Genomic DNA, 25,619 nt, shown 5'->3' with positions numbered 1-25,619 from the left:
CCCGATATGTCGAGTTGGGTGCACGATGCCGTATATGCCGTCACTGTGCGAACGAGCGGGTGTGCGGCCGTGCCATGCGGAGTCCTGCCCGCGTATCCGGGCGCGCATTCAGCCAGGGAGCCGGTTTGGTTGTTGCGGGGAAAAGCACGCATGATGCACCTGTGCCGACTCTCAGCGACCTCGTAGCCCGCCACACCGCCCTCGACGAGGCGGATCTCGACTGGCTGCACTCGCTGGTCTCCGACTGGCAGCTGCTGGCCGACCTGTCGTTCGCCGATCTCATCCTGTGGGCGCCGCTGCTGGGGGAGAGCGGCTGGATCGCGATCGCGCAGATGCGACCGACCACCGGCCCCACCGTCTACCACGACGACATCGTCGGCAGCGTCGCTGCCAAGGGAGAGCGCCACCTCATCGACACCGCCTGGAACGAGCGGCGCATCTGCCGCGAGGGCGATCCCGACTGGTCCACGGGCGTCCCCGTGCGCGAGGAGACCATCCCCGTGCGGCGGACCGTCGAAGGCGGCGAGGGCCGGTTCCTGGCGGTGATCCAGCGCTCCACGAACCTCTCCTCCGCGCGCACCCCGTCGCGCCTGGAGCTGACCTACCTCCAGAGCGCCTCCGACCTGGCGCAGATGGTGGCCGAGGGCCGGTTCCCGTTCTCGGGTGAGGAGCCGATCCTGGTGCGCTCGCCGCGCGTCGGCGACGGCCTGCTGCGGCTCGACCGGGCCGGGCGCGTCACGTACGCCTCGCCGAACGCCCTGTCCGCCTACCGGCGGCTCGGCCTGCACGCCGACCTGGTCGGGGCCGAGCTGGGCCGGGTCACCGCGACGCTCTGCTACTCCGACGAGCCGATCAACGAAGATCTCATGATCGTGGCCAGCGGGCGCGCGGCCAAGGAGACCGAGGTCGAGTCGGGCGGCACGATCGTGCAGCTCAGAGCCATTCCGCTGATCGTCGGCGGCGGCCGCATCGGCGCGCTCGTGCTCATCAGGGACGTGACCGAGCTGCGGCGCCGCGAGCGCGAGCTGATGACCAAGGACGCCACGATCCGCGAGATCCACCACCGGGTGAAGAACAACCTGCAGACCGTGGCCGCGCTGCTCCGCCTGCAGGCCAGGCGGCTGCAGGTGCCGGAGGGGCGGGAGGCGCTGGAGGAGGCGGTCCGCCGGGTCGGGTCGATCGCGATCGTGCACGAGACGCTGTCCCACGCGCCCGAGGAGTTCGTGGACTTCGACGAGATCGCCGACCGGGTGTTCGCGATGGCGGGGGAGGTGTCGGCCGCGGAGGTGGCGGTCACGCCGCGCCGCGTCGGGGGCTTCGGCGTGCTGCCTTCGCTCATCGCCACGCCGCTGGCCATGGCGCTGACCGAGCTGTTGCAGAACGCGATGCAGCACGGGCGGCCCAAGCGACTCGAAGTGGTCGTCGAGCCCGAGCCCGACCGGCTCAACGTCACGGTGTGGGACGACGGCCTCGGGCTTCCGGCCGGCTTCGACCTCGACACTTCCACCAGCCTGGGGCTGCAGATCGTCCGCACGCTGGTCGAAGGGGAGCTTTCCGGCCGGCTGTCCATCGAGCCGCGGCTCGAAGGGGGTACGGAGGTCACGCTGTCGATCCCGCTCCCGGCGGCCTGATCCCGGTTCGTACGCGTCCGTCGGGGTTCGACGGGAGTACGAGGGCTCGGCGCGTCGGGTGCGGGCATGTCGAACGGCGGCGGTGCGTCGGCCGGGGTGACGGCTTGGGCGGTGGCGCGTCCGGCGGGTGGCGCGGCGGCCGGCGGCGACGCATCGGGGCGAGGAGGGTACGGCGGCGCGCGAGCCGATCGGGGCTCGGGCGACGCGGGGTCAGATGGTGGTGGAGATCAGATGACGGTGGCGGGTCAGGCGGTGAGGCGGGCGCGGTGGCGAGCGGTGCGGCGCTTGAGAGCGCGGCGCTCGTCCTCGCTGAGGCCGCCCCAGACGCCGGCGTCCTGCCCGGACTCCAGCGCCCACTTCAGGCAGGCTTCGACGGCCGAGCAGGAACGGCAGACCTGCTTGGCTTCTTCGATCTGCATGAGTGCCGGGCCGGTGTTGCCGATCGGGAAGAACAGCTCGGGGTCCACGTCACGGCAGGCAGCTCGGTGGCGCCAGTCCATGCGTCCACTCCTTAGTAGATGGAGCCTCTGGTCGGCTCCGTGCGGCTACTACTTTGTGAAGAGTTTCACTAACTCGCGCGAACAAGACCCGGACCTGTGAGGACCGGGATCGCTCGCTGACGCTCGGAGAACCTTGGGGTTGTTAAAGGTCCTACGTTCCGACGTCAGTCTTGAGACTGTCAGCCACGCTGAGTGCACGCAAGAGGGTTGACGGGAAGTTTTGGGTGTTATGGCTGTCGGATGCGTCACACAATGACCGAATGTAACCACCTAGACCAAAACTTGTAACGCGTTCGGTGTAGACCGGAATGTTACGGTTTCGTATTCGCCCAGGTAGTCCCCGTCCAGCTGGAAGGCCACGGGGCGTTCCGCGGTGAGCGTGAACTCGGCCTCGTCGTGCAGTTGCACGAGGTGCCGGCCGCCCGGAAGGGCGTCACTCTCCGTGAGAATCTGTCGGATCACTGACGCCATGGACATCGGTCCCATCCGGCGCAGCCCGAGAAGGTCGAGCCCGGTCTCGAAGCTCGCCCACGGGGTCGGGTGCACGGGCCTGGTGCCGACGTACGTCCATGGAGAGGTGTTGGAGATGATCGCCATGAACAGCCCGCGGGCCGTCGGGATCCCCGGACCGGTCAGGGTCATCGCTGGATGCCGTTTGTCCGTGGCCAGATAGTGCCGTAGGGCGGTGTTCACGTACCGTGTAGGCGTGGCTTTGCGGCCCGTTCCCCTGAGGCCTTCCACGGCCCGTACAACCTCTGCGTCGTACCCCATGCCCGAGCAGAAGGTGAAGTAGCGGCTCTGGCCTTCCCATAGGGCCTGCCCCAAACCAACGGTCCTGCGGCGGCCGTCCCTGAGCGCCTCCAGCACCGCCCCCGTGGACTCCACCGGGTCGTTCGGCAGCCCCAGCGCGCGGGCGAACACGTTCGCGCTGCCCCCGGGGATGACGACGAGCGCGGGCCGGCCCTCGCTGCCGGGCGGGACGTCGCCGCCGTTCACCGGGTTGAGCAGGCCGTTCACGGTCTCGTTGATCGTCCCGTCGCCGCCGAGCACCGCCACGACGTCGTATCCCTTGGCCCGCGCGGTGGCGGCCAGCGCCGCGGCGTGCCCGCGGTAGCGGGTCTCCTCCACCGCCAGCTCCACGGCCGCGCCGAGCGCGCGGATCAGCACGTCACGCGTACGGGCGTTCGTGGTGGTGGCCTTGGGATTCACCAAGAGCATGGCGCGCATATCGCCAGCGTATCCGCTGGACTTGTGGGCGTTATCGGCCGAACGTCCTATTTCTCGGACCGGGTGACCCGAGGGGTAGGGTACGGGCGTGAATCGTCGTCCGGTCACCCTCGTCATCGCCGCCGCCATCGTCGCCCTGGAAGGCCTGGTGGCGCTCGGCCTCGGCATCTACGTGGCCGTGGAGACCCTGGTCAGCACCCCGGACAACCTGACCACCGCCATCGCCGAGTCGGCCTTCGGCGTGCTGGTCGGAGCGGGGCTGCTCTGGGTGGCATGGGGCGGGCTGTTCAGGATGGAGCGGTGGGGGCGGTCGCCCGGCGTCCTGACGCAGATCTTCATGGTGCCGATCTCCGTCACGCTCATCCAGTCAGGCCAGCCCCAGCTCGGGATCCCGCTGATCGTGATCGCGGTGGCGGGGTTGGCGACGCTGCTGGCGCCGCCCACCACGCACGCCCTCTACGGAGACGGCTAGTCTTCGGCGGTCAGACCCTCGCGCAGCTGCGCGAGGGTGCGGGCCAGCAGGCGCGAGACGTGCATCTGCGAGATGCCCAGCTCGGTGGCGATCTGCGACTGCGTCATATTGCCGAAGAAGCGCAACAACAGGATGCGCTTCTCCCGCGGCGGCAGCCGTTCGAGCAGCGGTTTCAGCGACTCGCGGTATTCGACGCCCTCGAGCGACTCGTCCACGATGCCGAGCGAGTCGGACACCGCGGGGGCGTCGTCGTCGCCGGAGTCGGGCGCGTCGAGCGACACGGTCGAGTAGGCGTTGGCCGACTCGAGGCCCTCGAGCACCTCCTCCTCGGTCATCTTGAGGTAGGAGGCCAGCTCGGCGACCGTCGGCGCGCGGCCCTCGCGCTGCGAGAGATCGCTTATCGCCTTGGTCAGCGAGAGCTTCAGCTCCTGCAGCCGGCGCGGGACGCGGACCGCCCAGCCCTTGTCGCGGAAATGGCGCTTGATCTCGCCGACGATCGTGGGCGTGGCGTACGTGGAGAACTCCACGCCGCGGTTGAGGTCGAACCGGTCGATGGACTTGATCAGGCCGATGGTGGCGACCTGGGTCAGGTCGTCGAGCCACTCGCCCCTGTTCCGAAAGCGGCGGGCCAGGTATTCGACCAGGGGAAGGTGAAGCTCGACCAGCTCGTCTCTGATGCGCTGGCGGCGCGGCTCCTCGGGGCCCAGCTCGGCCAGCTCGGCGAAGAGCATGCGGGCACGCACCCGGTCGGGCACGGCGTGTTCGCTGGTGGCCATGGCTCCAGTCCTTTCCGTCACGCCGGCCTCGCTGCGCCTCGGCGCTTACGCAGGACGATAGCCATGCGATCTGGGGAGTCGGTCACCGCGTCGACGTCGTCGGCCAAGGCGGTCAGCACCATCCAGGCGAAGTCATCGCGTTTGGGCGCGGAGCTTCCGACCGTGGCCACTTCGACCCTGACCTGCATCTCATGCCCGGTCAGCTCGAACTCGGCGGTGAGGTCGGTGCCGGGCACCGCCTCGCTCAGCAGCATGGCGCACGCCTCGTCGACCGCGATCCGTAGATCCTCGATCTCGTCGAGCGTGAAGTCCAGCCGCGCCGCCAGCCCGGCGGTAGCCGTACGCAGCACAGACAGGTAGGCACTGGCGGCGGGGAGCCTGATGCTCACCACGTCGCGAATGCCGGCCACGCCCTCCGCGCGCGTCTCGGTTTCCTCGGTCACGTTCCTCCTCGCGTTTCCGACGCCAACTGCAACTTACCGCCCCTGGGAGGTGCTTGGACGATTCAGACTCGCCATCAACGGAAAAGGCTCTGTACGGCTGCTGCCGTACAGAGCCTTATGTGCCGTTTTAGGCGGCCTTGGTCTCCCAGAAGATCTTGGAGATCTCGTCGATCTTGCCCAGCAGGTCCTCGGCCTTGGCGACGTCGACCGTGCCCTTGGCGCCGGCGGCGCCCGCGAGCTTGGTGGCGTCCCAGAAGAGCTGGTGAAGCTGAGGGTACTGCTCCAGGTGCGGCGGCTTGAAGTAGTCGGTCCAGAGCACCCACAGGTGGTGCTTGACCAGCTCGGCCCGCTCCTCCTTGATGGACAGCGCGCGGGCGCGGAAGACCGCGTCCTCGTTGGCCGTGTACTTTTCCATGATCGCCTTGACCGACTCGGCCTCGATGCGGGCCTGAGCGGGGTCGTAGACCCCGCAGGGCAGGTCGCAGTGTGCGGAAGCGACATGCTTGGGTCGTAGCAGTCGTGCGAGCATCAGAAAGTCCTTCCTTGATGCTGAATCAGCTTGGTCCACAACCGACCTTACTCGGGTCCCAACGCCTGCGGAGTAGGGGGTCACAGCCCATGAGAGTGCGTGTCGAGGGCGATTCGATGCGCCCCGCGCTGGTTCCCGGCGACTGGCTCCTCGTACGCAGGGGCGCCACCGTCCACCCGGGAGATCTCGTGGTGGCGAGACTTCCCGGTGATCCCGAGCAGCTCATCGTGAAACGGGCGCAGTGGCACGGACAGGACGGATGGTGGCTGGAGAGCGACAACCAGCGGGCCAGCGGGCGGCGTGACAGCTGGGACTTCGGGCCGGTCCACGACATCGTCGGACGGGTCGTGCTGCGTTACTGGCCCCTCCTGCGGCGGCGTTAGGAGCCGTTGCGCCGGCGGGCGCGGAAGGCGGCGACGTTCGCGCGGCTGGCGCAGCGGGAGGAGCAGTAGCGGCGCGAACGGTTGGACGAGGTGTCGAGGAACGCCTTGCCGCAGCGCGGCTCCTGGCACCGGCCGAGCCGGTCCGCGCCCAGCTCCGCCACGACCGCGGCCAGGCCCATCACGGCGCAGGCGGCGGAGTCCTCGGCCAGGTGGAGGTGCCAGCCCCCGCCGTCGTGGTCGGTGAGCTGGGGGCGTACGGGATAGCGCACGAGCAGGGCGTTGAGCCGCGCGGCCACGGCCCGTTCGTCGTCGGCCTCGTCGAAGGCGGCGGCCAGCTCGTCGCGCAGCGGCCTCAGCTCCGGCGGCGGGTCGGGATCGTTGACCAGCCGGACGGCCCACTCGGCGTAAGAGGTGAGGTCCATGCGGGTGTATTACATCACGGGCCACGCCGATCGGGGCCGGGTCTTCCGGCGGGGAGTGCGGTCAGGCGCGGCTGAGAAGGCGTTTCAGGGGCCGTGCGTGCCGCCGGGTAAAGAGGGCCCTGGGGCAGCGCTTCGAGGCGTACATGGGGCGCTGAGTCCGGTGGGCGGGGCGCTCCGTACGGTGGTACGGAGCTCCCCGCCGTGCCTGCCGGGCCTACTCCTCGGGGTGCAGGACCCGGTGGAGGAAGGCGCGCGTGCGTTCCTGCTGCGGATCGCCGATCACCTGCGCCGGCTCGCCGTCCTCGACGATCACGCCGCCGTCCATGAACACCACCCGGTCGGCCACCTGCCGCGCGAACCCCATCTCATGGGTGACCACCAGCATGGTCATGCCCTCCTCCGCCAGCTTCCGCATGACGGTGAGCACGTCTCCCACCAGCTCGGGGTCGAGCGCCGAGGTGGGCTCGTCGAACAGCATCAGGTCCGGGTTCATGGCCAGCGCCCGGGCGATCGCCACCCGCTGCTGCTGGCCGCCCGAGAGCTGCGCCGGGTAGGCGTCGCACTTGGCGCCGACGCCGACCTTGTCCAGGTTCTCCCTGGCGACGACCTCGGCTTCCTTCTTGCCCCGCTTCAGCACCCGCTGCTGGGCGATCATCACGTTCTGCAGCGCGGTCATGTGCGGGAACAGGTTGAACTGCTGGAAGACCATGCCGATGCGGCGGCGTACGGCGTCGATGTCCACATCGGGGTCGGTGAGCTCGACGCCCTCCACGAACACCTTGCCCTTGGTGGGCACCTCCAGCAGGTTCACGCAGCGCAGCAGGGTGGACTTGCCGGAGCCAGACGGCCCGATGACGCAGACGACCTGGCCGGGGTCGACGGTCATGTGGATACCCTTGAGCACCTCGTTCCTGCCGAAGTGCTTGTGCAGGTCCGCGATCTCGATCGCGTGCGTCATCGGTTCCTCCCCTTACGTCCCTCCAGCCGGGTCGCCAGATATCCCAGCGGGATCGTGACGATCAGGTACGTCAGACCGGAGACCATGATGGGCGTGGCGTTGGAGTGCTGGGAGGCCAGGTCGTTGCCGAACTTGGCGAGCTCGACATACTCGCTGGACACGCCGAGGAACAGCACCAGCGAGGAGTCCTTGAGCAGGGCCACGAACTGGTTGGTGGTCGGCGGGATGACCATGCGGAGGGCCTGCGGGATCACCACGGTGAACTGGGCGCGGGTGGCGGACATGCCCAGCGATCTGGCGGCCTCGACCTGCCCCTTGGGCACGGCCTGCAGCCCCGCGCGGAACACCTCCGCCTGGTAGGCCGCGCCGATCGCCCCGAGCCCGAGGGCGACCTGGCCGTATGTGCCGAAAGGCACCTGGAAGCCCGGCAGCGCCAGTGGCAAGAAGGTGATCATGATGAAGATCAGCAGCGCGGGCAGGCCACGGAAGATCTCGATGTAGACGATCGCGATCCACCGGTAAGGCCGGACCGGTGACAGCCGCATGAGCGCGAGCAGCAGTCCCACGAGGAAGGCGAGGACGAATCCGGTGACCGTGTAGATGACCGTGTTCCGCAGCGCGATGGTGAACAGTTCCGGCAGCGTCTCCTTCGCCACGTCGGGCTTGGCGAAGTTCTGGGCGAGGCTGCCCCAGTCCGCGTACAGGACGAGGAGGAGGAGCACGACGACCAGGACGGCGTACTGGATGCCGCGGCTGATCTGCTGCTTCTTCCGAGGGCTGAGCCCGGCGCGTGCGGGCTCAGCCGTCTTCGGCTGGTCGGCCATGGATCAGCCCAGCTCGCCGGGCTTCTTGCCGAACCACTTCACGTAGATCTTCTCGTAGGTGCCGTCTTGCTTGGCCTTGGCGATCTCTTCATTGATCGTCTTGAGCAGCACCGGGTCGGCGTTCTTCTTCAGGCCGAGGCCGTACTGCTCGCCGGTGTCCAGGCTGCCGATCAGCTCGAACTTCGCGGCGACCTCCGGCTTCTTCAGCCAGGTGAGGACCACGGGGAGGTCCTGGACGATCACGTCGGCCTGGCCGGCCTGCAGGGCCAGCAGCTCCTTGGCGGAGTCGGCGTACTCGGTCGGGTCGAAACCCTGCTTCTTGACGTAGTCGAGGCCCGTGGTGCTGGCCTGGGCGCCCAGCTTGAGGTTCTTGGCCTTGACGTCGGCCAGCGACGTCGCCCCGGTGCCCTTCTTGGCGAGCAGCGCCTGGGTGGCGTCGAAGTACGGGTCGGAGAAGTCGATGTTCGCCTTGCGCTCCGGCGTGATCGTCATGCCGGCGGCGGCCAGGTCGCACTTCTTGGCCGCCATGGCGGCGCCGCTCTTGATCACCGCGAAGTCGATGTCCACGATCTCCTGGGTCACGCCCAGCTTCTTCGCGACAAGGTCGACGATGTCGACGTCGAAACCGACGATCTTGCCGCTCGCGTCCTTGAACTGGAACGGCTCGTACGGGATGTTCGTACAGACTGTGAGCTTGCCAGGCTGCACCAGCTGAACACCGCCGGCTGCGGAGGCGCTCGCGCCGGTCGTGGCGGAGCTCGAGCTGTTGCCACCGCTCCCGCACGCGGTCAGCGCCAGTGCGGCGGTCAACGCGAGCACGCCGGCGGCATAGCCACGGCGGCCCTTGGGGCTGAGGGCCATGTACGGCCTCCTCGATGTGAAAAGCCAGGAAACTTGCGTTTTGTGCAGTTTAAATGGGGTTTTGCACCGGTCAGCCATCAGACATTTAACGATGCGTCAACGGAACGGCGTCGGCACTGACACCGAGTCCATCTCACCATGTGGCACGATAGGGAGACGGGTGACCCCCGTACCCCTCTGAGACGACCGACGAGGGGATCCTGGCAGCTACCGAGGCCAGCCCGCTCGCGCTCGCCCGCCGAAGGTTTCTTCCGCTCCCGATGACTACAGGGGTCGCTGTGGCTGTCACGCCCGCTTCTGCTTCCGTTCCCGTCGAGCAACTCGATCTCGATCCGGCCTTCGCGCTGCACCGCGGAGGCAAGCTCGAGGTCCGCTCCACCGTTCCCGTCCGCGACGCGGACGATCTCTCCCTCGCCTACACGCCCGGCGTCGCCCGGGTCTGCACCGCCATCGCCGAGACGCCCGCGCTGGTCAACGACTACACCTGGGTCTCCAACGTGGTGGCCGTCGTCTCCGACGGCACCGCCGTGCTCGGCCTGGGCGACATCGGCCCCTCGGCCGCCATGCCGGTCATGGAGGGCAAGGCGCTGCTGTTCAAGCAGTTCGCGAACGTCGACGCCGTCCCCATCTGCCTCGACTGCACCGACGTCGACGCGCTCGTCGAGACCGTCCTGCGCCTCGCGCCGTCGTTCGGCGGCATCAACCTCGAGGACATCAGCGCCCCGCGCTGCTTCGAGGTCGAGGACCGGCTCCGGGAGCTGCTCGACATCCCCGTCTTCCACGACGACCAGCACGGCACCGCCATCGTGGTGCTCGCCGCGCTCCAGAACGCCGCCCGCCTGACCGGGCGCTCGCTCGGCGACCTGCGCGCCGTCGTGGCCGGGGCGGGCGCGTCCGGCGTCGCGGTCTCCCGCATCCTCCTGGAGGCGGGCATCGGCGACATCGCGGTCGCCGACTCCAAGGGCATGATCTACGCGGGCCGCGAGGGGCTCAACCCCGTCAAGGAGGCCCTCGCGCGCGACACCAACCGCGCCGGCCACACCGGCTCGACGGAGGACGCGCTGGCGGGCGCCGACGTGTTCGTCGGGCTGTCCGGGTCGACCGTGTCCGAGGCGGCCATCGCCTCCATGGCGCCCGACGCCATCGTCTTCGCCCTGTCCAACCCCACCCCCGAGGTCCACCCCGAGGTGGCCGCCCGGCACGCCAAGGTCGTGGCCACCGGCCGCTCCGACTTCCCCAACCAGATCAACAACGTGCTGGCCTTCCCCGGCGTCTTCAGGGGCGCCCTCGACGTGCGCGCGTCCGCCATCACCGAGAACATGAAGGTGGCCGCCGCCAACGCGCTGGCCGGCGTCGTCGGCGACGACCTCTCGGCGACGTATGTCATCCCGAGCCCGTTCGACGAGCGCGTCGCGCCCGCCGTGACCGCCGCGGTCGCGGCCCAGGCCCGCGCGGACGGCGTCGCCCGCGTCTGACCTCCTCGTACGGGGGCCTCCTTGGATCAGGGAGGCCCCCGTTTCGTCGTGGAGTTGGTGGTCTCTTTGAGAACCGCCCTGAAACCTTTACTCAAGGTGCTATAACAGTAGCTCTCTGTAAGGTGTGGGCGCCCAACTCCTGTGACGAGGAGAGCGATGGAACGCGAGCCGAACCGACTGCTTCAGCAGCTCATCGCGGAAGCGGGCTTCTCCCACAAAGGACTGGCCAGGTGCCTGAACGATTGGGGAGCCGCCCGTGGCACTCCGGGCCTCAAATACGACCACAGCTCCGTGTTGCGCTGGATCGGTGGTCAGAGGCCACGTGACCCGGTGCCCTACCTGCTCGCGGAGATCTTCGCGATGCGGCTGGGCCGACCGGTTACCTCGGAGGACCTGGGCATGCCGGCGATCCTCACACCCCTCGATCTCGGTCAGGAGTTCACGCACACGTGGCAGGAGGGGGTCGCGACCGTGACTGCGCTATGGCGGGCCGACGTGGAGAGGCGGAGGTTCCTGATCGACTCGACCTTCGCGATAGGAGCGGGCTCCGTGGGAGCCATCCGCTGGCTGACGTCCCCACCCGGGGGACAGCTGAGCGGCACGGGCGGGCGTCGGGTGGGCCGCGCCGACATCGCCGCCATCCACGAGGTCACCCGATCGTTCGGTGAGCTCGACAACCGTTTCGGCAGCGGCCGGGTCCGCTCGTCCGTGGTCAAATATCTGGACACCGCCGTCTCGCCACTGCTCAAGGACGGCCTGTACGGCGAGTCCACCGGCCGCCGCCTGGCCGCCGCGGCCGCCGAGCTGACCCGCCTGGCCGGCTGGATGGCGTACGACATGGAGCAGCACGGTCTCGCCCAGCGCTACCTCATCCAGGCGCTCCGCCTGGCCAGGAGCGCCGACGACCACACCCTGGGCGGCGAGATCCTGGCCGGCATGGCCCACCAGGCCATCTACATGGGCCAGCCCTCCCATGCCCTCGACCTGGCCCGCTCCGCCCAGATGGCGGCCCGCCGCGCCGGTGTGCACACGCTCCTCGCCTCCGCGCACGTCCTGGAGGCCCACGCCCACGCCGGCCTGGGCGACGCCCGCTCCTGCGGGGTCTCCCTGCACGAGGCGGAGTCCGCCTTCGACGCCCGTAAGCCCGACGACGAGCCGGTCTGGCTCAGCTACTTCGACGAGGCCTACCTGTCGGCGAAGTTCGCCCACTGCTTCCGTGACCTGGGGGAGGGGGAGCGGGCCGTGCGACAGGCCCGGCGCTCGCTCGACATGGACTCCCGCTACGTCCGCGGACGGATGTTCAACCTGTCGCTGCTGGCCGCCGGGCTGCTGCAGTGCGGGGAGCTGGAGGAGGCGTGCTCGGTCGCGGGCACCGCTTTCGCGCTGGCGGGGGAGCTGCAGTCGACCCGGTCGCGGTCGTACGCGGCCGACCTGCGGCGGCGGTTGGAGCCGTACAAGAACGAGCGGGCCGTGCTGGCGCTGCGCGAACGGACGCGGGAGCTCGCGCCGGTATGACGCGAAAACGGCCCGGGTGCTTGTCACCCGGGCCGTTCTTCGTGTTGCCGTCTACGTGCTGTCGTCTACTGGAGAAGCTCGCCGTTCGGGCCGACGATCTTCTTGGTCTCCGCGTAGTTGGCCTTGTTGTACACGTCGGCCACCTCACCGTCGAAGATCGCCGAGCTGATGTAGTCGACCCGGCCGTTGCCGTCGTTGTCGTGGAACAGGCTGGTCACCCCGTTGACGTAGCCGGTGCGCTTGTTGTTGTCGTACTTCATGAGCCAGGGGCCGCCATCGGCGCCGGCGGTCATGGAGCACTTGAGCAACTGGTGCGTCTCGACCTTGAACGTGTTGACCTGGTAGCTCTTGGTGGCGGTCTTGCCGGAGCACCACTTCGGCGTCACGCCGGTGAACGGGCGGTCGCCGTCGGGGTGCGGGGCCGAGGGGTAGCCGAAGACGGTCACCGGCTGGCCGAGGGGCTGGTTCCAGGCCACACCCTGCCCACCGACGACGTCACCGAGCCGGCCCATGTCCTTGGCGATCCCGAGGATGTAGTGGGCCTCGTAGTACTTACGCGACGTGCCGGGCTTGACCCACTTCTGCGTGTAGTAGTGGGTGATGGTGTAGTTGCCCAGCTTGTCGGTGCCCTTGACCCCGGGGCCCTGGTAGGCGTCCTGCTGAGGCTTGGTGACCTGCTCGACGATGGGCTCGCCGAACTTGAAGCCCTGGCCCTTGCCCACCTTCGCGTCCTTGTACGCGGAGTCGCTGACTTCGACCTTCTCCAGAACGGCGCCGGGGTAGTCGGGGCCCACGAGGTCGGTCGGCTTGTCCTCGCCCTCCGACCAGCAGTCGCCGAGGGTCAGCTGGCACTTGAGGAACTCCGCGGAGCTGATCTCACGCGGCTTGACCCACTTGTCGCCGGCCCACGCCTTGAAGTCGTTGCGAGAGACTTCCTTCTCGCCGGCCAGCGAGAATCCGTTGTGCACCGCGACGAACGCGAAGTCGCCGTCGTAGTCGTCGTAGGTGTCCAGGTCGTACGCCGTGAAGGCGTAGGCGCCGACGTAGACCCCGAAGGGGGCCTTGCCCTGGTAATAGCCGGGCACGAAGATCCACTTGTCGTAGACGTCGTCCTTGCCGTTCGCGAAGACGCAGTGGCCCGCGGTGGCGACCAGGTTGCGGTTCCTGGACTGGATGGACGTGGCCGAGCACCAGCGGTAGTTGCCGGACTTGTCGAGGAAGAACACCTTGCCGATGGTCTTGGGCAGGTTGATGTTCTTGGACACCGTCGCCTTGGGGGCGGTGGTCGGTCCGGTCATGCCCGGCTTGCCGTCAGGGGCGCCGTTGCTGCCCGCCGACACCAGCTTGGAGACGTTCTTGGCGTCCAGGTTGTACTGGGTGGCCTTGCGCAGGGCGGCTCCGTTGGAGTCGAGCCAGAAGAAGGCGTCGCCGTACGCGTCGGCCGGCTTGGGCGCGAGATTGTCGGTGGCCCAGCTCGGTGCGGCGGTGGCTGGGACGGCGAGCGCGGCGGCACTCAGGCAGGCGGCGGCTAGGGGGATGAGCAGGCGCTTCAAGGGAGGCTCCACAGTTGTCAAAAAGGGTGTAAAGACACTATCGACCCTTTAGTCACCCTGGTAAGGGTGGTTGCCAGATTTCTCAGCAAAAAGGCCGAAGGGCCCGGCAGGATGCCGAGCCCTTCGGTATTGCTAGAGAACGACGAACAAGTCTTCGTTCCGATCCGCAGCGAACTACGGGATGAGCTTGCCGCTCCACGCAGCCGCAGCGGCCTTGTAGACGACGTTGGTCTCACCGTCGAAGTACGGCGACGTGATCGTGTCGTACCGGTTGTTGCCGTCGGTGTCAGCGATGAGGCTGGTGACACCGTTGACGTAGCCGAGACGCTTGGCGTTGCTGTACTTGTACAGCCACGGGCCGCCGTCGTAGCCACCGGTCACGGTGCCCTTCAGACCGACCTGCTCCTCGACCTTGTACTTCGGCACCACGACGTAGTTGGTGGCAGTCTTGCCGTAGATCCACTTCGGCGTGACACCGGTGAAGGGCTTGTTGCCGTCGGGGTGAGCGCCCTGCGGGTAACCGAAGGTCCGCACGTACTTGCCACGCGGCTGGTTCCACGCGAAGCCCTGGCCGCCAACGTTGTCGCCGAGGCGACCAACGCTCTTGACCTCGTGCACCACGATGTACGGCGTGAGCCGGACATAGCGGTCGACCTTGCCGGGCTGGTACCACTTCTGCACGTAGTAGTGCGTGATGAGGAAGTTGCCGGCAGCGTCCTTGGTCTTCGCGCCCGGGCCGGAGTACGCGTTGTACTGGGCCTCGGTCACGATCTCGGTGACGGGCTCACCGAACTTGAAGCCCTGGCCCTTGCCGACCTTGGCATCGTCGTAGGTCTCCTTCGAGACTTCCTTGCGGTCCACGACGGCGCCGGGGTAGTCCGGACCAGTGGCCTCTTCGGCCTTGCCCGGGTCCACGTCGTAGTAGTCCGTGGTCGCGGGGTCGAGCTTGCCCTTGTCGTACTCGGCCTTGGAGACCTCGATGTCCTTGACGAACTTCTCGCCCTTGTAGGCGTCGTAGGTCTTCCAGTCGACCGCCTTGGGCTTGTTCAGCGTGCCGCCGATGCCGTCGTAGACGGTAACGAAGGCGTAGTCGCGGTCGAGGTCCTCGTACACGTCGAAGTCGTAGTGGGTGAAGGCCTGCTTACCCACGTAGACGCCCCAAGGAGCCTTGCCCTGGTAGTAACCGGGGACGAAGACCCAGCGGGACACGACCTCGTCGTTCGCAGCCAGGTCGTACACGCAGTGACCGGCCGTGGCGACCAGGTTGCGGTACTGCGACTGGATCGAGGTACCGGAGCACCAGTACAGCTTGCCGTCGCGGCCCTCGAAGAAAACCTTACCGATGGTCTTCGGCAGGTTCACGTTCTGAACCTTGACGGTGGCCTTCTTCTCCTCGCCGATGGGGGCGGTCGACCCAGGCTTGGTGTCGTTCGTATACCCACCCTTGGAGGAGATCTTCGAGACCTCGAGAGCGTCGGGCGTGAACGCCACGGCGCCCCTCAGGGCCGCGTTGTTGGACTTGGTCCAGAAGTCCAGGGTCTCGGCCGCCTGGGCCGCCGTCTTCGCGAGCGGGTCGCTAGCGACGGTGTTGTCGGCCTGAGCCTGGGCGGTGCCAGCCAGACCAGCAGCCAGCAGACCAGTGGCCAGAATGGCGCCACCGGCCGGGAGGAGGATGCGCTTCATGGAAACTCCTTGCGCTGTCGTGGAACGCCTCTTGCGTCCCATGCGTCAGTAAAGGGATAGCCAGGAACATACAGTGTGGATCTTGCTCGCGGGTAGCCGCTTTGACAGGAAAAGAGGCGACAAGACGGGCGTGACCGTTCTGTGATGTTTAAACGGCTGATGCGCAGGAGTCGAGGAAAGCTCGCTTCGGGACCGTTTGCCCTGATCAACATAAGGGAGTTGTCAGAGCGGTTCGCGGGGTCCGAGTGTCCCTTCGATCGCGGTCGAAGAGACTATGTGATGCAGATCACATTGGATTGATGGCACCGTCTGGGCGCCCCATGCGTCCAACGGCCCTTCACTTTTGGCGGGAACGCCGAAGGGCCCGGCAGGATGCCGGGCCCTTCGGAGGAAACGGTTATACGAACGGTCTAAGACCGGTCGCTGTCCGTCACCTTAGACAATCTTGCCGGACCATGCGACCGCGGCGGCCTTGTAGACCACGTTGGTCTCACCGTCGAAGTACGGCGAGGAGATGTAGTCCACGCGACCGTTGCCGTCCTGGTCGTTGAAGGTGCTCACGACACCGTTCAGGTAACCGAGACGCTTGGAGTTGCTGTACTTGTACAGCCACGGACCACCGTCGGCGCCCTCGGTGAAGGCGCACTTGAGGGCCACGTGCTCCTCGATCTTCTTGGCAGCCGAACCGACCAGCTTCTTCGTGGTGTTGCCGTAGCACCACTTCGGAGTCACGCCGGTGTAGTTCTTGTTGCCGTCGGGGTGCGGAGCGGCCGGGTAGCCGAACACGCGGACGGGCTTACCGGTGGGCTGGTTCCAGGCGAAGCCCTGACCGCCGACGTTGTCACCGAGACGGCCCGCGTCCTTGGCGAAGCCCTCGACGATGAAGAAGACGGTCTTGTAGTACTTGGCCTCCGAACCCGCCTTGTACCACTGCTGGACGTAGTAGTGCGTGATCGTCCAGTTGCCGCGCTCGTCCTTGACGACCTTGGCGGGGTACTTGTCGGTGGGCTTGTCGCCCTGCTTCGCCTTGTAGGCAGCGGCCTCGGCGTCGGTGACGATCTCGGTGACGGGCTCACCGAACTTGAAACCGTTGCCCTTGCCGACCTTGGCGTCCTTGTAGACGTCCTCGGTGACCTCGACCTTGCCCACCGCGGCACCGGGGTAGTCGGGACCGGTCGCCTCAGGCGCCGTGCCCTCCTTGACCCAGTACGCCTCGGTCCTGGTCGGGTCAAGCTGACCCTTCAGGAACTCCTCGCGGCTGATCTCGACGTCCTTGGCGTCCTTGATGCCGGTGTACTTGTCCCAGTCGGCCTTGGAGACCTGCTTGGGAGTGCCGGCACCGAGCTGGACACCGTTGTACACGGTGACGAACGCGTAGTCGCGGTCCCAGTCCTCGTACACGTCGAAGTCGTAGTGGGTGAAGGCCTGCTTACCCACGTAGATGCCCCAAGGGGACTTGCCCTGGTAGTAACCGGGGACGAAGACCCACTTGGACATGACGTCCGAGTTGGTGGCCGTGTCGTACACGCAGTGACCGGCCGTGGCGACCAGGTTGCGGTACTGGGACTGGATCGAAGTGGCGGAGCACCACTTCTTCTCGCCCTTGCTGTTGACGAAGAACACCTTGCCGATGGTCTTCGGCATGTTGACGTTCTGGACCTTGACGGTCGTCTTCTTTTCCTGGCCGATCGGAGCCGTCGAGCCGGGCTTGGTGTCGGCGCTGTAGCCGCCCTTGCTCTGCAGCTTGGCGATGTCGCCCTTGTCCCAGACGTTGGACTCCTTGGCGGCCCGGAGGGCGGCACCGTTGTTGTCAGCCCAGAACTCGGCAATGGCCTTGGCGTTCGCCGCACTCGCCGCCATCGGGTCACTGGCGACGTCGCTGGCGGCCTGGGCGGTGCCGGCCAGGCCGGCAGCCAGAAGGCCGGTAGCCATGATGGCGCCACCGGCGGGGATGAGGATGCGCTTCAAGGGAACTGCTCCTTGCTCTGTCGTGGGTCGCAACATGCGTCCCATGCGTCAGTAAAGGGATAGCAAGGAACATAGCGTGGTGATCTCCGCAGGTGGAACCCGGTTTGGGCGATCCGGTAGGCGCTCCTACCGCCGTTACCGTGCTGTTATCTGTCAGAGATCTTCGCGCGCGGTGATTGGATAGTTACGTTTTCGCTGGGTATGGACGGGTTGTGGCAGATGGGACCCGTGTGCCGTTAGCTGTTCGCCACATAACGTAGCCGACGAAACGTGACCCAGATCACAGGAACCGGATTGGCGCCTAATCCGTCTAACTCGCTCCAATCCTCACAGGTGATCTTCAGGTTCGGGTTATGGGGCCAAAAAGAAGCCGTCCTCGCCGGGAGGAGGGGCGGCGAGGACGGCTGTGGAGCGCCAGGCGTGGGGTCGTAGGGGAGACACCCCCGCGCCTGGCCTATGTGGACTGGGGCGCCCTTGGGCGCCTCAGTGTGCGTGATGGCGGGCGAGGAGCTGGAGGGGTGCTCCTCGGTCGTCGGAGGAAGGGCGAACGGGTCGGTTCGCCAGGTGTGGCTTAGATGTCCCTCTGCCGGACGACTGCCGCCAGGTGGGTGCGCAGGCTCAGCAGCACCGGATCGCGGGCGAGGGCTTCGTGTCGCGGGTGGTGGGCCGGCACGGGGCGTTGTGGCGGTGCGGCGCCGTCATCGGTGGTCGTGTCGTCCTGGGCGGTCTCGATCGCTCTCAGCAGTCGTCGCCAGGTGCCGTCGGCCGTCCAGTGGCGGTGGTGCCGGTAGATGGTCACCCAGCAGCCGAATCGCCCGGGCAGATGACGCCATCGCAGACCGGTCCTGGCTTGGTAGAGCGCCCCGTTGATCATCATCCGGTGCTCGTCCCACCGGTCTCCAAGCGTGTCGCCGGGGGGTAGCAGCGATGCCAGCCGTTCCCATTCGGCGTTCGTCAGATCGCCACGATGCATGTGCCCATCGTGACAAGGTAAACACTCTGTGTCAGCAGATCCAAAAAAGATCTTCGTCTTCGGAAGCGCCCCGACAAAAGATGAGGCGAGGGCCTCGGAATACCGAGACCCTCGCCTATCCCCTGGAAGGGCTTACTTGTACAGCTCGCCGTTCGGGCCGACGATCTTGCCCGACCACACGTTCTTGGCCGCGTTGTAGACCGCGGCCGTCTCGCCGTCGAAGTAGGGCGAGGTGATGTAGTCGACGCGGTCGTTACCGTCCTGGTCGGCGAAGGTGCTCGTCACACCGTTCACGTAACCGAGGCGCTTGCCGTTGCTGTAGTTCTGGAGCCAGGGGCCGCCGTCGTAACCGGGGGTCACGGCGCACTTGAGGCCGATGTGCTCCTCGATCTTGAGCCAGGAGGCGCCGACCGCCTTGGCGGTGGTCGTGCCGTAGCAGTTCTTCGGCGTGACGCCGCTGTACGGCTTGTTGCCGTCCGGGTGCGGAGCGGCCGGGTAGCCGAAGGCACGGACCGGCTTGCCGGTGGGCTGGTTCCAGGAGAAGCCCTGGCCGCCGACGTTGTCGCCGAGGCGACCGGCGTCCTTGGACAGCAGGATGTAGTAGTGGCCGCCCCACGCGCGCTTCGGGCCGGTGAAGCTCTGGTAGTCCTTGCGGTCCACCTGCTTCACGCCGTTGAACTGGATGCCGTTGTAGACGGTGACGAACGCGTAGTCGCGGTCCCAGTCCTCGTACGTGTCGAAGTCGTAGTGGGTGAAGGCCTGCTTGCCCACGTAGATGCCCCACGGGGTCTTGCCCTGGTAGTAGCCGGGGACGAAGACCCAGTTGTCGAGGAGCGCCTTGTTGCTGTCCGTGTCGTAGACGCAGTGGCCGGCCGTGGAGACCAGGTTGCGGTAGTTCGACTGGATGGAGGTGGCCGAGCACCAGCGGAACTTGCCGGAGCCGTCGACGAAGAAGACCTTGCCGATGGTCTTGGGGATGTTCACGTTCTGGGCCTTGGCGCCGCTCGACTTCGTCTCACCGGTCGGAGCCGTGGTGCCGGGCTTGCCGTCGGGGGTGTAGCCGCCCTTGGAGACGACCTTCCGAACGTCGTTCGCGTCCCAGGTGTACTGGGTCGCCTGCCGGAGCGCGGCTCCGTTCGAGGCGAGCCAGAAGGAGGCGACGGAGGCGGCCTCGGCGGTGTTGTTGGCCATCGGGTCGTGGGAGACGTCGCCCTCGGCCTGGGCCGTACCGGTCAGACCTACGGCGAGCAGGCCGGTCGCGAGGACGGCACCGCCGGCGGGCAGCAGGATTCGCTTCAAGGTAACTCCAGGTTGCGCTGACATGAGGCGCCTGGTGCACCTCCATAACTCAGCAAACGGACAGCCCGGAACTTACCGGTTTGACAATGCTCATGTGAATTTCGGGTAGATCATGTCAGCGCTCCAACAGGGCATCGTGACCTTGCTGAGACAAAGGATGCGCTGATCACCAGCAGTGACCGGACGGTTGCAGTGATTTAGGTCACATTTGACGGAGTGGTCTGCGCGGCGGCGCGTCGGTAGACCGCTCCGGCGGTGGTGTCGAAGTACGGGGACGACACCGCGTCGTACCAGCCCTTCGCGTCTCTGTTCCAGGTCAGGCTGTTGACGCCGTTGAGGTAGCCGGTCCAGCGGTCCTTGTTGAAGCCGATCAGCCATGGGCCGCCGCTCGCGCCCGGGCTGAAGTCGCAGTTGAGCAGCTGCACGCCCTTCTGCAGGTCGAGGCTGACGGCGGAGGTCCAGCGGGTGGGGCCTTCCTTGCACATCTCCAGGCGCTTGCCGTCGAACGGGCGGGTGCCGTCGGGCTGCGCGCCCGCCGGGTAGCCGAACGCGGCCACCGTGTAGGTGGTCGGCTTCTTGTTCAGCTCGATGCCCTGGCCGCCCACGTTGTCCTGGAGCCGGCCCACGTCCCTCATGACGTAGCGGCCGTCCTTGGCCTCCCACCTGAAGCCGCGGTGCACGGTCACGAACGCGTAGTCGAAGTCGTAGTCGCCCTTGCCCGACCAGTCCTCGTGCATGCTGATCGAGGAGCCCACGTAGATGCCGTCGGGCGTCTCGCCGTTGGGCCCGGGGTTGGGGACGAAGATCCAGTAGTCGGCAGCCTTGGCCTGTCGTGGGTCGTAAGCGCAGTGCCCGGCCGTCGCGACGACGCTGCGGTTCCCGGCGGCGACCGCACTGGCGGAGCACCAGTACTCCTTCTCCCCGAACCGGAAGAAGACCTTGCCCATGGTCCTGGCGACCGAGCCCTTGCGCGGCAGCACGGGCGACACGGCCTGCGCGGCGACGGCCCGCGTGACGGTGGTCGCGGCCTGCGTGGCGGGGTTGGAGGCCTGCGCGGAGGTCGACGGCGCCGGGGTGGCGGCCTGGGTGCCGGGCGTCGCGGGGCTGTAGCTGTCGGCCTGCTTGAGCTGGTCGGGTGTCCAGTAGTCGGCGACCCGCTTGACGTCCACCGCGGTCTTGGCCAGCGAGACGGCGAAGACCCTGCTGTCGAGCGCGGCGTTGCTGTCGAGCGCGGCGTTCGCGGTCCCCGTGAAGGCAGGCGCCATCAGCAGCGCGCTGCTGAGCGCAGCCGCCACCAAGTGCCTGGCCCGGGGGATCATGAATTAACCTTTCTTGGGGTCGTAAGGGTGGATTTTTCCAGATGTACTGGTGGTATTGCAGCCAGGATAGAGATTCGTTACCTGATCAAGAGTGCTCTGTGCACTATAAGGACATCGTCAGACAGATCTCTAAATGATCATTGGTAAGAGGTGTTTCCGCAGGTCGGAGTGGGTGTAGGCACTTGTTGAATTCCACTCATTCCGCGCCCGTTCCAGTGATGTACGCCTCAGTGGAAGACCCCGGTTCCCAGGGGAACCGGGGCCTCCGAAGCCACCTCGATCAGCGGAAGTTGCCGGTCCAGCGGTTGGCCGCGGCCTTGTAGACCTTGTACGTGTCGGTGTTGAAGTACGGGGACGAGATGTAGTCGTAGCGGTCGTTGGCGTCGGTGTCCCACGCGACGCTGTTGACGCCGACCAGGTAGCCGGTGCGCGACGCGCTCTTGTAGTTGTAGATGAACGGCCCGCCGCTCGCGCCGGCGGTGAAGGAGCACTTGAAGCCGATGTGCTCCTGCAGGTTGTACTTCCTGGCCTCGGGCATCGGCCGGGTCTTGCCGAAGCAGTACTTCATCGTGCGGCCGGTGTACGGCTTGTCGCCGTCGGGGTGCTCGCCCGCCGGGTACCCGAACGAGAACACGTCCAGCTTCGTGCTCCTGTTCCAGGTGAAGCCCTGGCCGCCGACGTTGTCACCGAGGCGGCCGACGTTCTTGACCGTCCACTGCCAGCGGTTGCCGACCTTCTCCCAGTTGACCTTGATGCCGTTGTAGACGTTGACGAACGCGTAGTCGAAGTCGTAGTCCTCCTTCACCACGAAGTCGTCGTGCGCGTTGAACGTCTTGGCGGCGTAAATGCCGTAGGGCGCCTTGCCCTCCCAGACATTGTTGCCGTCCCAGTACGACGGAATGAAGATCCAGTTGTCGTAGAAGGTGTTCTTGCTGGTGTCGTAGACGCAGTGGGCCGAGGTCGCCACGAGGTTGCGGTATTTGCCCTGGACCGAGCTGGCCGAGCAGTACCGCCAGCTTCTCGGGTCGCGCGGGTCGGCCTTGGGCAGCGTGAAGAACACGCGGCCGACCGTGTTGGGCAGATTGACGTGCTTGCTCTTCTTGGCCTTCGTCTTCTCCTCGCCGATCGGCGGGACGGATCCCGGAGGGCCGTCAGGTGCGTCGTTGCTGCCCTTGACGCCCTTGGAGGTCAGGTCGAGGCCGGCGTCGTAGTCGGTGGCCAGCTTGACGCGGTCGGGGGTCCAGAACTGGACCGCCTGCTCGGCGGGGGTGGCGGAGTTCTGGGACACGACGTCGGAGGGTGCTTGGGCGTTGGCCGGGGTGCCGCCGACCATGCCCGCGGCCAGCCCGACGGCCATCAGGCCGGCGAGCGGGAACGCGATGCGCCTTGCTCGGGAAAACATGGAGCTCCTTTCGGCTTTCGGCGGCCCAGAGCGGGGTACTGCGCCCCGGTGGGCCAGGAAAACGATCGGAACGCTAATGAATGGCGCAAGGGGATGGCCATGAAACGACGCGAAAAAGCATGGCCCGGTTCCATTCCGTTATAGAAATAGCGAAACCGCATGTATTCATGATTGGCATCCCCGCAGGTCATGCCGCCCGTTTTTTGTCTCGCGCAACAGCGGTAACAGGCATTATCAAATGCCACTCCTTATCAACCGAATCTTGTTCTGGTTAGATGGATTCATGGATCCTCGCACCCCCTGTCTCATCGGCATCGCACAACGCACCATTCGCGAGCAGCCCGGTCCGGAACCGCTCGATCTATGGGAGGAGACGGCACGCGCGGCCGCCGAGGACGCCCGGCTCCCCGTCGAGCGGCTGGACTCGATCCAGATCGTCCACACCGACTCGTGGCAGTACGACTCGCCGGTCGGCCGCCTCGCCGAGCGCCTCGGGGCGACGCCGCGGCACCGTGCGTACTCCAAGGTCAGCGGTACGGCCCCGCAGCTGCTCATCGGTGAGGCGGCGGCCAGGATCGCGGCGGGCGACCTGGACTCCGCGCTGGTCGCGGGGGCCGAGGCGCTGGCGACGCGCCGGGCGTACCGGCGGGCGGGCGAGCACGTCCCGTGGAGCCACCCCGCCGTGCCCAAGCCCCCGTACGGGTGGGAGCGCCCGCCCCACCCGTACGCGCTGGCCCACGGGCTCTTCATGCCGGTGCACACCTACGCGATCATGGAGACGGCGCGGCGGGCGGCGTCCGGGCTCACGATCGCGGAGGAGATGCGCGACAGGGGCCGGCTGATGGCGCCCATGACCGAGGTGGCCGCCGCGAACCCGTACGCCTGGCGCCGGACCGTCCGCACCCCCGACGAGCTCGCGACGGGCGACCGCTTCGTCGGCTGGCCCTACACCAGGGACACGGTGGCCGTGCTGGAGGTGGACCAGGCGGCGGCCGTCATCCTGGCCAGCTCGCGGCTGGCCGACCGGCTCGGGGTGCCGGCGGAGGGGCGGGTCTACCTGCGCGGGTGGGCGTACGGGGAGGACACCTGGGAGGTGGCCGCGCGGCCCGAACTCGGGTCTTCCCGGGCCATCGCGCACGTGGCGGAGGCCGCTTTCCGGCGGTCCGGGCTCGGGCTCGGCGACATGCACGCGCTCGACCTGTACAGCTGTTTCGCGGTGGCGCTGCGGCAGGCGTGCGACGCGATCGGGCTCGATCCCCTGGACCGGCGCGGGCTCACGGTCACCGGCGGGCTGCCGTACGCGGGCGGGCCGGCCAGCGACTACGTCCTGCACTCCACGGCGACCATGGCGGGGCTGCTCCGGGCCCAGTCCGGGCACGGGCTGGTGAGCGGGGTGGGGATGCATCTGACCAAACACACATATGCGGTGTGGTCCAGCGAGCCGGGAGGGCGGCTGGGGAGCGCCGCGCCGGTGTTCGTGGCCGAGGAGGTGCCTCTGGTGGGGGCCTGTGCGGGGGAGGGGGTGGTGGCGGGGTACACGGTGGCGCACGGACGCGACGGTGCCGCCGAGCGGGGGGTGCTGGTGGTGGAGGTGCCGGGCGGGCGGGCCTATGCGGTGGTGGAGGAGGCCGGGCTGCTGGCGGACGCGGAGTCGCGGGAGCTGGTGGGGCAGGTGGTGCGGGTGTCTTCTGACGGGAAGGTCAACGTGGCGGCGTGGTGACTCAAAGTTGATGCAAAGACCGTGACCGTACGACTACTGTCTGGAGTTGACATTTTGATGTCAGCGGCGGACGCTGGAGTCATGCGGAGGACAACGGTGCGCATCGACGAGACGCTCCTCAACGAGGCGAAGGCGTACGCGGCACGTAACGGACGCAGTCTCAACTCAGTGATGGAGGATGCCTTGAGGCAACTGCTCAACCGCTCCGCGGAGCTGGCAGAACGGCCGCGCATCGAGCTACCCGTCTCCGGATCCGCGGCAGGGCCGAAGCTGACCTGGGCCGAGATCAAGGAGATTCTCGAGCAGGAGGACATCGAGCGCGTTATGAGGACCTGCCATGCGGATGCTTGACACGAACGTCCTCGTCAACGCGCAGCGGCGTGACATGGAGCACCACGAGCAGTGCCATGTCGTGCTCACCGAGATGCTGCATGGCGACGAGGCCTATGCAGTGAGCGACTTCGCACTCAATGGCTTCATCCGCGTGGCGACGCGTATCCCGCGCCCCACCTCGTTCGAGGCCGCGCGGACGTTTGCCGAGATCGTCCGCCACCAGCCTCATGCGGTGGTGGTGCACGCCGGCCCGAGACACTGGGAGATCTTCGTCAAGCTGTGCGAGCAAACCGGCGCCGTGGGCAAGCTCATCCCCGACGCCTATCTCGCCGCACTCGCCATCGAGCACGGTTGTGAATTTGTGACCTGCGACAAGGATTTCGCCAGGTTCCAGGGCTTGCGCTGGCGGTCGCCGCTCAACTGAACTGGATGAAAGGGCGCAAGCCCGCACTACTCGGCTAGGAACCGTCGTGGTTGACCGGTTCGATGTCATCGAGGTAGGCGAGCGTGGTCGCCGCCGGTGGGTCGGGCTGGTGGTGGTGCTCGCGCTCCTTCTGATCCCCGTCGTCAGCCTGCTCATCAGCCGGGATCCCGAGCCTGCGCCGCCGGCAGGGCCGACCTCCGAGCCCATCAGGTCCCTCACCAAGATAGACAGCGCCCCCAACGCCCTCACCGTCCGGCCCGCGGCCAAGGGCGGTGAGGAGGTCATGGAGGTGGTGTTCCCGCACGGGGTGCGGGCCGAGGTGCGATACCCGGCCGAGCTCGGTCTTGCCGCCATGGGGTCGCGGCCCTACCAGGGGGTCTGGATCGACGGGCAGTATCGGCAGTTGTCCGCCCCGTACAACGGTGAGTTCGAGGTGACCGCGGGTGGCCAGGCGATCAGGAACTACGCGCCCAACGTCACCCTCTGGCCCCGCCGGGCGGGCAGCGGTTACTACGGGCAGGTGCTGCTGTTCACGTTCGGGCGGTGGCGGCTGGCGATGTACGACCGGGGGCAGGGGCTGACGTTCGACCAGCGGGTGGCCCTCGCGCGGGGGCTGAAGGGCAGGGAGACGAAGGACGGCTACCTCGTGCTGTCGGCCAGGTCGCCCGTGCGGCTGGCCAGGCCGGGGGAGACGGCGCAGGGGCAGCCGCTGGGGCCGCAGCTGTGGTTCGGCGGCGGCGCGGGGGAGATGGTCGTGCTGGCGCCCACGCCCGGCTGCAAGAAGAAGGCCGGGATGCCGAGTGTGATCGAGGGGCGCGGGCGGCCGGCCGGCTCGGTGTGCAGGGGCGACGTGCTGGTCGCGGTCACGGGGCCACAGTCGTTCAGGAAGCGGGCCTTGGAAGGGATTCGGATCACGCTGAAGTAGGGTG

25 protein-coding genes are annotated in these 25,619 nt (G+C 67.3%); 9 read left to right on the top strand and 16 right to left on the bottom strand.

Annotated elements, in window-relative coordinates:
• Window positions 1-161 precede the first annotated feature (161 nt).
• Window positions 162-1,631 (top strand): histidine kinase N-terminal domain-containing protein, encoded by a 1,470-nt coding sequence (locus AB0J87_RS43970; protein WP_363976630.1) that lies wholly within the window; start codon window positions 162-164, stop codon window positions 1,629-1,631.
• A gap of 245 nt (window positions 1,632-1,876) precedes the next feature.
• Here the strand turns inward: AB0J87_RS43970 and AB0J87_RS43965 are convergent, their stop codons facing one another.
• Both AB0J87_RS43965 and AB0J87_RS43960 read right to left on the bottom strand, forming a co-directional pair.
• Window positions 1,877-2,131: a WhiB family transcriptional regulator gene (locus tag AB0J87_RS43965; protein ID WP_185068358.1), complete on the bottom strand. Its 255-nt coding sequence runs from the start codon at window positions 2,129-2,131 to the stop codon at window positions 1,877-1,879.
• A gap of 270 nt (window positions 2,132-2,401) precedes the next feature.
• Window positions 2,402-3,358: a diacylglycerol kinase family protein gene (locus AB0J87_RS43960; RefSeq protein ID WP_350729293.1), complete on the bottom strand. Its 957-nt coding sequence runs from the start codon at window positions 3,356-3,358 to the stop codon at window positions 2,402-2,404.
• Window positions 3,359-3,446: 88 nt separating this feature from the next.
• Between AB0J87_RS43960 and AB0J87_RS43955 the strand changes: the two genes are divergently transcribed.
• Entirely contained in the window at window positions 3,447-3,830 is a 384-nt protein-coding gene (locus AB0J87_RS43955) for a hypothetical protein (protein ID WP_350729295.1), read from the top strand.
• Here AB0J87_RS43955 and AB0J87_RS43950 read toward each other — a convergent pair.
• From AB0J87_RS43950 to sodN, 3 genes are all read right to left on the bottom strand, one after another.
• A complete protein-coding gene (locus tag AB0J87_RS43950) occupies window positions 3,827-4,606 on the bottom strand; it encodes an RNA polymerase sigma factor SigF (RefSeq protein WP_176573444.1) in 780 nt (259 codons plus the stop codon). The two genes, AB0J87_RS43955 and AB0J87_RS43950, sit on opposite strands and share 4 nt — an antisense overlap.
• A gap of 17 nt (window positions 4,607-4,623) precedes the next feature.
• A complete protein-coding gene (locus AB0J87_RS43945) occupies window positions 4,624-5,049 on the bottom strand; it encodes an anti-sigma factor (protein ID WP_127936220.1) in 426 nt (141 codons plus the stop codon).
• Between the two features lie 127 nt (window positions 5,050-5,176).
• Window positions 5,177-5,578 (bottom strand): superoxide dismutase, Ni, encoded by a 402-nt coding sequence (sodN, locus tag AB0J87_RS43940; RefSeq protein ID WP_363976624.1) that lies wholly within the window; start codon window positions 5,576-5,578, stop codon window positions 5,177-5,179.
• Window positions 5,579-5,595: 17 nt separating this feature from the next.
• Between sodN and AB0J87_RS43935 the strand changes: the two genes are divergently transcribed.
• Window positions 5,596-5,961 (top strand): S24 family peptidase, encoded by a 366-nt coding sequence (locus tag AB0J87_RS43935; RefSeq protein ID WP_363976621.1) that lies wholly within the window; start codon window positions 5,596-5,598, stop codon window positions 5,959-5,961.
• Here the strand turns inward: AB0J87_RS43935 and AB0J87_RS43930 are convergent.
• From AB0J87_RS43930 to AB0J87_RS43915, 4 genes are all read right to left on the bottom strand, one after another.
• Complete coding sequence (locus tag AB0J87_RS43930) at window positions 5,958-6,383, bottom strand: CGNR zinc finger domain-containing protein (protein ID WP_355205127.1); 426 nt, start codon at window positions 6,381-6,383, stop codon at window positions 5,958-5,960. The genes AB0J87_RS43935 and AB0J87_RS43930 overlap by 4 nt on opposite strands.
• A gap of 214 nt (window positions 6,384-6,597) precedes the next feature.
• A complete protein-coding gene (locus tag AB0J87_RS43925) occupies window positions 6,598-7,341 on the bottom strand; it encodes an amino acid ABC transporter ATP-binding protein (RefSeq protein WP_363976618.1) in 744 nt (247 codons plus the stop codon).
• Entirely contained in the window at window positions 7,338-8,165 is an 828-nt protein-coding gene (locus AB0J87_RS43920) for an amino acid ABC transporter permease (RefSeq protein WP_350729305.1), read from the bottom strand. Before AB0J87_RS43920 ends, AB0J87_RS43925 begins: the two co-directional genes overlap by 4 nt.
• 3 nt (window positions 8,166-8,168) lie before the next feature.
• A complete protein-coding gene (locus AB0J87_RS43915) occupies window positions 8,169-9,026 on the bottom strand; it encodes an ABC transporter substrate-binding protein (RefSeq protein WP_363976615.1) in 858 nt (285 codons plus the stop codon).
• A 278-nt stretch (window positions 9,027-9,304) separates the two neighbouring features.
• Between AB0J87_RS43915 and AB0J87_RS43910 the strand changes: the two genes are divergently transcribed.
• Window positions 9,305-10,501, top strand: a complete 1,197-nt coding sequence (locus AB0J87_RS43910; protein ID WP_363976612.1) for an NADP-dependent malic enzyme — start codon at window positions 9,305-9,307, stop codon at window positions 10,499-10,501.
• A 156-nt stretch (window positions 10,502-10,657) separates the two neighbouring features.
• Window positions 10,658-12,016 carry a hypothetical protein gene (locus AB0J87_RS43905; protein WP_363976609.1) on the top strand — a complete coding sequence of 453 codons (1,359 nt, stop codon included), beginning with the start codon at window positions 10,658-10,660 and terminating at the stop codon, window positions 12,014-12,016.
• Window positions 12,017-12,081: 65 nt separating this feature from the next.
• Here the strand turns inward: AB0J87_RS43905 and AB0J87_RS43900 are convergent, their stop codons facing one another.
• The 7 genes from AB0J87_RS43900 to AB0J87_RS43870 all read right to left on the bottom strand — a co-directional run bounded on the left by AB0J87_RS43900 (window position 12,082) and on the right by AB0J87_RS43870 (window position 22,213).
• Window positions 12,082-13,569 carry a hypothetical protein gene (locus tag AB0J87_RS43900; protein WP_363976606.1) on the bottom strand — a complete coding sequence of 496 codons (1,488 nt, stop codon included), beginning with the start codon at window positions 13,567-13,569 and terminating at the stop codon, window positions 12,082-12,084.
• 174 nt (window positions 13,570-13,743) lie between these two features.
• Window positions 13,744-15,252, bottom strand: a complete 1,509-nt coding sequence (locus tag AB0J87_RS43895; protein WP_363976603.1) for a hypothetical protein — start codon at window positions 15,250-15,252, stop codon at window positions 13,744-13,746.
• Between the two features lie 435 nt (window positions 15,253-15,687).
• Entirely contained in the window at window positions 15,688-17,220 is a 1,533-nt protein-coding gene (locus AB0J87_RS43890; protein ID WP_363976600.1) for a hypothetical protein, read from the bottom strand.
• Between the two features lie 571 nt (window positions 17,221-17,791).
• Window positions 17,792-18,193, bottom strand: coding sequence for a transposase (locus AB0J87_RS43885; RefSeq protein ID WP_350729315.1), 402 nt, complete (start codon window positions 18,191-18,193; stop codon window positions 17,792-17,794).
• Window positions 18,194-18,325: 132 nt separating this feature from the next.
• Window positions 18,326-19,492, bottom strand: a complete 1,167-nt coding sequence (locus tag AB0J87_RS43880) for a hypothetical protein (RefSeq protein ID WP_363976597.1) — start codon at window positions 19,490-19,492, stop codon at window positions 18,326-18,328.
• 197 nt (window positions 19,493-19,689) lie between these two features.
• Complete coding sequence (locus tag AB0J87_RS43875; RefSeq protein WP_363976594.1) at window positions 19,690-20,811, bottom strand: hypothetical protein; 1,122 nt, start codon at window positions 20,809-20,811, stop codon at window positions 19,690-19,692.
• Between the two features lie 280 nt (window positions 20,812-21,091).
• Complete coding sequence (locus tag AB0J87_RS43870; RefSeq protein ID WP_363976591.1) at window positions 21,092-22,213, bottom strand: serine protease; 1,122 nt, start codon at window positions 22,211-22,213, stop codon at window positions 21,092-21,094.
• Between the two features lie 283 nt (window positions 22,214-22,496).
• On the opposite strand from AB0J87_RS43870, the gene AB0J87_RS43865 reads away from it, so the two are divergent.
• The 4 genes from AB0J87_RS43865 to AB0J87_RS43850 all read left to right on the top strand — a co-directional run bounded on the left by AB0J87_RS43865 (window position 22,497) and on the right by AB0J87_RS43850 (window position 25,615).
• Window positions 22,497-23,933 (top strand): acetyl-CoA synthetase, encoded by a 1,437-nt coding sequence (locus AB0J87_RS43865; RefSeq protein ID WP_363976588.1) that lies wholly within the window; start codon window positions 22,497-22,499, stop codon window positions 23,931-23,933.
• A 96-nt stretch (window positions 23,934-24,029) separates the two neighbouring features.
• Window positions 24,030-24,284 carry a hypothetical protein gene (locus tag AB0J87_RS43860; RefSeq protein ID WP_363976585.1) on the top strand — a complete coding sequence of 85 codons (255 nt, stop codon included), beginning with the start codon at window positions 24,030-24,032 and terminating at the stop codon, window positions 24,282-24,284.
• Complete coding sequence (locus tag AB0J87_RS43855; protein ID WP_363976582.1) at window positions 24,271-24,690, top strand: type II toxin-antitoxin system VapC family toxin; 420 nt, start codon at window positions 24,271-24,273, stop codon at window positions 24,688-24,690. Before AB0J87_RS43860 ends, AB0J87_RS43855 begins: the two co-directional genes overlap by 14 nt.
• 46 nt (window positions 24,691-24,736) lie before the next feature.
• Window positions 24,737-25,615, top strand: a complete 879-nt coding sequence (locus tag AB0J87_RS43850; protein WP_363976579.1) for a hypothetical protein — start codon at window positions 24,737-24,739, stop codon at window positions 25,613-25,615.
• Window positions 25,616-25,619 lie beyond the last annotated feature (4 nt).

The sequence above is a fragment of the Nonomuraea sp. NPDC049625 genome (genome assembly GCF_040675285.1).
In the GTDB taxonomy this organism is placed as follows: Bacteria; Actinomycetota; Actinomycetes; order Streptosporangiales; family Streptosporangiaceae; genus Nonomuraea; species Nonomuraea angiospora_A.
This window is presented reverse-complemented; position numbering and strand designations above follow the sequence as displayed.

Coding starts and splice junctions, on each gene's coding strand:
- AB0J87_RS43965 (WP_185068358.1), bottom strand. CDS start 2,131: ATGGACTGGCGCCACCGAGCTGCCTGCCGTGACGTGGACCCCGAGCTG.
- AB0J87_RS43960 (WP_350729293.1), bottom strand. CDS start 3,358: ATGCGCGCCATGCTCTTGGTGAATCCCAAGGCCACCACCACGAACGCC.
- AB0J87_RS43950 (WP_176573444.1), bottom strand. CDS start 4,606: ATGGCCACCAGCGAACACGCCGTGCCCGACCGGGTGCGTGCCCGCATG.
- sodN (WP_363976624.1), bottom strand. CDS start 5,578: ATGCTCGCACGACTGCTACGACCCAAGCATGTCGCTTCCGCACACTGC.
- AB0J87_RS43935 (WP_363976621.1), top strand. CDS start 5,596: ATGCTGAATCAGCTTGGTCCACAACCGACCTTACTCGGGTCCCAACGC.
- AB0J87_RS43930 (WP_355205127.1), bottom strand. CDS start 6,383: ATGGACCTCACCTCTTACGCCGAGTGGGCCGTCCGGCTGGTCAACGAT.
- AB0J87_RS43925 (WP_363976618.1), bottom strand. CDS start 7,341: ATGACGCACGCGATCGAGATCGCGGACCTGCACAAGCACTTCGGCAGG.
- AB0J87_RS43920 (WP_350729305.1), bottom strand. CDS start 8,165: ATGGCCGACCAGCCGAAGACGGCTGAGCCCGCACGCGCCGGGCTCAGC.
- AB0J87_RS43915 (WP_363976615.1), bottom strand. CDS start 9,026: ATGGCCCTCAGCCCCAAGGGCCGCCGTGGCTATGCCGCCGGCGTGCTC.
- AB0J87_RS43905 (WP_363976609.1), top strand. CDS start 10,658: ATGGAACGCGAGCCGAACCGACTGCTTCAGCAGCTCATCGCGGAAGCG.
- AB0J87_RS43895 (WP_363976603.1), bottom strand. CDS start 15,252: ATGAAGCGCATCCTCCTCCCGGCCGGTGGCGCCATTCTGGCCACTGGT.
- AB0J87_RS43885 (WP_350729315.1), bottom strand. CDS start 18,193: ATGCATCGTGGCGATCTGACGAACGCCGAATGGGAACGGCTGGCATCG.
- AB0J87_RS43875 (WP_363976594.1), bottom strand. CDS start 20,811: ATGATCCCCCGGGCCAGGCACTTGGTGGCGGCTGCGCTCAGCAGCGCG.
- AB0J87_RS43870 (WP_363976591.1), bottom strand. CDS start 22,213: ATGTTTTCCCGAGCAAGGCGCATCGCGTTCCCGCTCGCCGGCCTGATG.
- AB0J87_RS43865 (WP_363976588.1), top strand. CDS start 22,497: ATGGATCCTCGCACCCCCTGTCTCATCGGCATCGCACAACGCACCATT.
- AB0J87_RS43855 (WP_363976582.1), top strand. CDS start 24,271: ATGCGGATGCTTGACACGAACGTCCTCGTCAACGCGCAGCGGCGTGAC.